This is a genomic window from Mucilaginibacter sp. (genome assembly GCF_036383575.1).
Lineage (GTDB): Bacteria > Bacteroidota > Bacteroidia > Sphingobacteriales > Sphingobacteriaceae > Mucilaginibacter.
The window spans coordinates 1-5,326 of sequence record NZ_DASVOB010000395.1 but is presented as its reverse complement, the minus strand read 5'-3'; the positions used below and the strand labels follow the sequence as shown (position 1 = coordinate 5,326).

At 42.8% G+C, this 5,326-nt stretch carries 2 protein-coding genes and 1 pseudogene; 1 reads left to right on the top strand and 2 read right to left on the bottom strand.

Translation table 11 applies throughout. The features are described from left to right. Nucleotides 1-3,190 (bottom strand): MG2 domain-containing protein (locus tag VF500_RS13775; protein ID WP_330860224.1); only part of this gene is annotated, 3,190 nt, incomplete at its 3' end. Nucleotides 3,191-3,468: 278 nt separating this feature from the next. Between VF500_RS13775 and VF500_RS13770 the strand changes: the two genes are divergently transcribed. Continuing rightward, the gene (locus tag VF500_RS13770; RefSeq protein WP_330860223.1) at nucleotides 3,469-4,809 is read left to right on the top strand and encodes a polysaccharide deacetylase family protein; all 1,341 of its coding nucleotides are present in this window, start codon (nucleotides 3,469-3,471) and stop codon (nucleotides 4,807-4,809) included. Nucleotides 4,810-5,029: 220 nt separating this feature from the next. Here the strand turns inward: VF500_RS13770 and VF500_RS13765 are convergent. After that, nucleotides 5,030-5,326 (bottom strand): annotated as a pseudogene (locus tag VF500_RS13765) (nitric oxide dioxygenase); the annotation flags it as partial.

Here is a 5,326-nt window from a genome sequence, read left to right as displayed (position 1 = left end):
TTCTAAAAGTGAGGAAACGGATGTTTAATGCCGATGTAGTATCCTTTATTTTGATCTGTTTGTAATAACTGTACAGGCGGTTATCATTCAACATTAAAAACTGCACCGCGAAATTATTTTTGGCTGTAGCAGGTACAGCTATTTTCAAGCTTTGCTGATGATCACCGCCAATGGTAAGCCATTGGGATGATAGCATTTTAGCACCTTCGTATTTTTCAACCAGGATATGGCTTTCCCTGCTTATACCCAACCAAAATTCAGCAGGCTCACCTGCCTTACTTACTTCATCATTAATAGTAGTTAACCAGCCATCCATATCGGGTGCTTTGGCGGGATCAACATGAAGTTTAATATAATAGCTTTGCGATGTGGTATCACCCCTACTATTCTTTGCATTTATAACCAGCTTATAAACTCCGGTTAGCTGCTGCTTCAACGCTGCCAGGTCAAGCTGACTACCTGTAGTATCGCTAACTTTAATATCGGCATCAATAATTGCTTTATTTATTTGCCAGGAGCTATGGTCGTCTTCATTTTTATAGGCATAGCCGGGAAACGTTTTTTTAAACTCATTGGCTCCCAGCAGGTATTGATCAGGCGCATCCCAAAGCCGCTTTTTGAATACGCCATCAGGCTGATTTAGTGAATAAACTTTTACATTCAGCACCCCACTTTGTTGCTGGCCATTTATATTGCTTAGCTTAACAGGTATCGCGGTTTTATCTTTTGCCAACAGCTGTTCAGGCACTGATATATCCAGGTCAAGCACGTTATTGCTTACTTTTACATCCATATTTGCCGACTGGGTTTCGCCGCTCCCGTCAGTTACATCGGCGGTAATATTGTAATTATACATATCGGGCAGTTTTCCATTACCCGGCGATGCTTTAAAGGCAAACTGAAATTCGCCATTACTACTGGTCTTAATTGTATCTGAGGCCATTTCAGCATCACCCGAATTATTATAATAATCATCGCCTCTCATTTTTAAATAATATGGCCGGTAAGAAGGGGTTCGTTTAACATGATAAGCCACATTTGTACCTGAAAGCCCATATCCCGAAAACGCAGTAACTTTCCCTGTAATGCGAACCGAGTCATTAAACCGGTAAGTTTCCTTAACCGGAGAAAATGTTACCTGGAACGTTGGCCGCTTATATTCCTCAATTCTGATCAATGCTGCTCCACGATCTGTAGTGACGAACATCATGCCCCCCAATGTTTGCTGAGGAATAATAAATGAACCCGTTACCGTTCCATACTCGTTGGTTTTAAGGTCAAGGCTGCCTTGCTTTTGCCTGTTAGCGTCCAGCAAACTAACAGTAACCTTTTCATTGGGTACAATACTGCTTTTGTTATTAAATGTACTTATCTGTAACCCCTTAAAATAAACCGTTTGCCCCGGACGATAGATCTGCCTGTCGGTAAATAACATGGTCTCTTCAATGGGTTTGGCTACAGGTTCCGAGGTTTCTATAGCTCCGTTTACATAACTGTTTTTACTGGCAAATTTATCCTTAGCAGTTAAAAGATTTACACTATAATAGTCCCCACGACATGTAAAAGTAAATACACCGTCGGCATCCGATATACCTCTACTGATTGGGTTCTTTAATGTTTTTCCTTTATCATTATAGGTATTGTATACATCAACCTTTACGCCTTTCAACGGTTCGCCGCTGTCACGGTCCAGCACCCGGATTTCCTTTACACCATCAGGCCTTTGCCTGGTTACATAAGCTAATCCGCTTACTTTGAACTGTGCCAGGCCCGTTAACAATGATTTATCATCAACAACAATAATATAATTACCGGGCTGCAGCGGGGCTATTTTAAATTCGGCCCGGTGGGCTCTGTAATCATGCAGATCAGGCAGCGAAAGTTCGCCGGTTTCAACGGGCTTTAATTTGCTTACAAAGTCGTATACCTCTTTCGTGATCATTAATTCATCTTCCTCGTCCTGCTTACCACCTTTTTTCAACTGATCTATTTGCGCATCGGTAACAGGATAAATAGCAAATTTTGCCTGTTTAACGTTACTATACTGTAAGCTGGCCAGTAAAGGTTTGCCGGGGGCATATACTTCTTCAACCTGGGCCGATAAAACCTGCCTTTCTATTTGTTGGATGTAAACGGCCGCGTTTTTACCGCTTATACTATTAGGGAACAACGCTTTAGCTTTTTCATAGTAACCGTGTGCAATTACAAGGCTGTCAAGCTGCTGATAGTAAAGGCCGCTAAGTACCAAAGCTTCTGCACTTATCGGTTTAGCGGCATAATTGGTGGTTATTTGTTTTAATCCAAGCAGGTATAATGAATCAGCATTACTTAAAGTTGATTTATCATGCAAAAAACTGAGCCGCCTTAGTTCAAGATCGGCAAGGGCTTCTTCATTATTTTCACGCAGATGAAACGCTGCTGCCCGTTGCAAAAATTTAAGCCCATGGTACCATGTTGAGGCGGTGTCGGCAGTATTGATCTTTATTTTAACAAATGAACGGGCGTCGCCAAAAAAGGCAGGACTATTCAGAGAGAAGGGCATTTGGGGTTTTGTAATAGCCGGTTCATCCGCCAGGAAAAACTCAAACGCGCGCTGCACCAACAGGTCATAAAGCGTAGGCCGCAGATAACGGATGGTTTTATCGCCTTTTAAAACACCATCGAGTACACCAATTGGCGTGGCTTGCTCCTCTTTGGCATCGGCAAGGGAAAGACGGTAAAGATTGCCCGTTTCGGAGATAATAGTTTGCAGGTCCCATTGGGTATAGTCGTCACCATGTTTTTCAACGCGGTTTCGCTGGCTGTAACGGTAGCGGTTTTGCTGATAATAATTCCAATACATTTCGGCCAGCATTGATTGTAATACCGGCTTTACAGGATAGCGCGCTTTATCAATATCAGTTTTTAGCCTGGCGATGATAGCCACCAATGCTTCTTCTTCAATGTATGACTGAAAGGTCATCCGGTAAATCACCGCGCGGACCTGCTGCGGGGCGTTTTTCTCATCATGGGCCAGTTTATCAAGCTTATCAACCTCTTTCAAAGCCGATTTGGGCAAACCTACTGCTGCTAATGAATCGATCCGGAAACTGAGGGCATCATATTTATTTTGTGCCGATACTGTTTTAACAGAAATAAGAAAGCTTAAAATAAGCAGGCACTTCAATGTTTTGGCAAGTTGTGATAACATGCTGGATAGTGGTTTTGGTTGATGCTTAAACGGTGAAACAAGATAGAAAATATCCACAGGCTAAAATTTAGTGTTTTTTAACAGTTGTTTTTCTCGCAGAGGCGCAAAGCCGCAAAGTATATATCAATTAGCGCCTTTGCGGCTTTGCGCGAAACCTATTATTAACCAATAGATGCGATTACTTAAGGTTTTCCATAAATAAATTTTCAACCCTCATACCCAGCCAATTGAAACAGCAATATTACTTTGTAAATTAATTTAATAAGTTAATTTTAATCATGCTAACCACCACTTATAAACCAGTTAAAACCCTGCTGCTCACAGCACTCATTGGTCTGCAAGGCTTGCAAAGCAACGCCCAGACCAAACCCGGCACAACCGAAATAACCAAATGGCAATACGGTAAAACCGGGGCCGTTTCCCTTACGTATGATGACGGCTCCATGAACCAGTTCAGAAAAGCCCTGCCCGTGATGGAACGCCTTAAAATGCCGGCCACCTTTTTCATCATTACAGGCTCCATACCGGGATCCAAATACCACGGAAAATTTATTGGCCGCCCGGTAAAGGAGATCATTAAGGAATCGGCAACGATACCTACCAATGATCAGAATTTTTTTGAGCGTTGCTCGGCTGCGGGGTATTTAGGTTATATGGGCACCATCGCCTCTCATACACAGGCAGGTAGCTTGTACGACAGCGGTAAAAAGGAAAAAGCATTCAAGGTATTGGATGATATCTATGCTAAAGCCCGCAATGGGGAATTGAAACCCGGTTACGAACCTAACGATGAGTTTAAACAATCTATAGGCTCTACATGGGACGATTTCAGGAAAGATGCCGCCGAAGGTTATGAGTTTGCCAGTCACTCCATCACCCACCCAAGTATGCCCGGTTTGGATGAACCCAACCTGCTTTGGGAACTGGAAAAAAGCAAGGCCGATATCCTTGCACAGCTTGGCCCCAAACATACCTTTTCGGCAGAGTGCCCTTACGGTTTTGAAAACGACAGGGTGATGAGTTATGCGCTCAAAATCTATCCGGCTTTAAGAAACCGCATGCCCGAGCCATGGCTAAAAGAGATTGACAGGGCCAGCAAACAAACACCCGGCTCAACCGATAAAGATTACATTCAATGGCAACGCGGCGCAACCACCAAAACACCGCTTCCTATGATGAAGCTTTGGGTTGATACCACACTTAGCCATACCAATACCTGGCTGGTGCTGGTTTTCCATGGTATTGACGGCATGGGTTACGAGGCGTTGCCCAGTACCCTGCTCGATGAATATTTCCAATACATCAAAAGCAAAAACGATAAACTATGGGTAGCAACTTTTGGCGATGTAACCCGCTACATGCGCGAGCGCGAGCATGGCAAAGCAGTAGCTTCAACTGTAGGGAACACCATACAGGTTAAGGTAAGCCATAGCCTTGATGGCAAGATGTACTATCTGCCATTAACGCTCAAAACCTATGTATCATCAAACTGGACGAGCGCAACAGTTACCCAGGGTTCAAAAAGCAAAAAGATCAACACAGTTAAAGATGATCAAGGCACTTATGTACTCTATCAGGCACAGCCAAATGAAGCGGTAGTAACGCTGAAAAAAGGATAATTATGATGGATAGTTATTTCGTGCTGAAATGACCAATGTAAAAGACATCTTATTTCAGCACGAATAACTACTACTTTTAGAACCTGTTTACTGGTAGAGACGCATCACCTGCGTCTCGCATAGCACAAGCCGCTTCGTAATCATTAACTTCAAGAATTTGCATGCGGGAGACGCATGTGATGCGTCTCTACATTTTAAAACAATCAATTTTAATAGCTTCTTAATTTAACTGCAAAGTTTGAGGGCCAAACTCTTCAAAATGGATCAACTGTTTGTCGATACCTTTTTTAACCAGTTCGCGGTAATGTAGCTCAATAAAACCGGCCGGACCGCAAATGTAATACTCGGTATTTGGTTCAAATATTTCATCGCTTAATTGGTTAAGGTCAACCCAGCCGGTATATAGGTCATCGGCTACTCCCTCTTCCACTTCGCTGTAGAAAATGTGCTTTTTAACCTCTTCGTTTTTACCTTCCCAATGTTCGATAACTTCTTTAAAGGCATGCACATTTTTATC

Coding starts and splice junctions, on each gene's coding strand:
- VF500_RS13770 (WP_330860223.1), top strand. CDS start 3,469: ATGCTAACCACCACTTATAAACCAGTTAAAACCCTGCTGCTCACAGCA.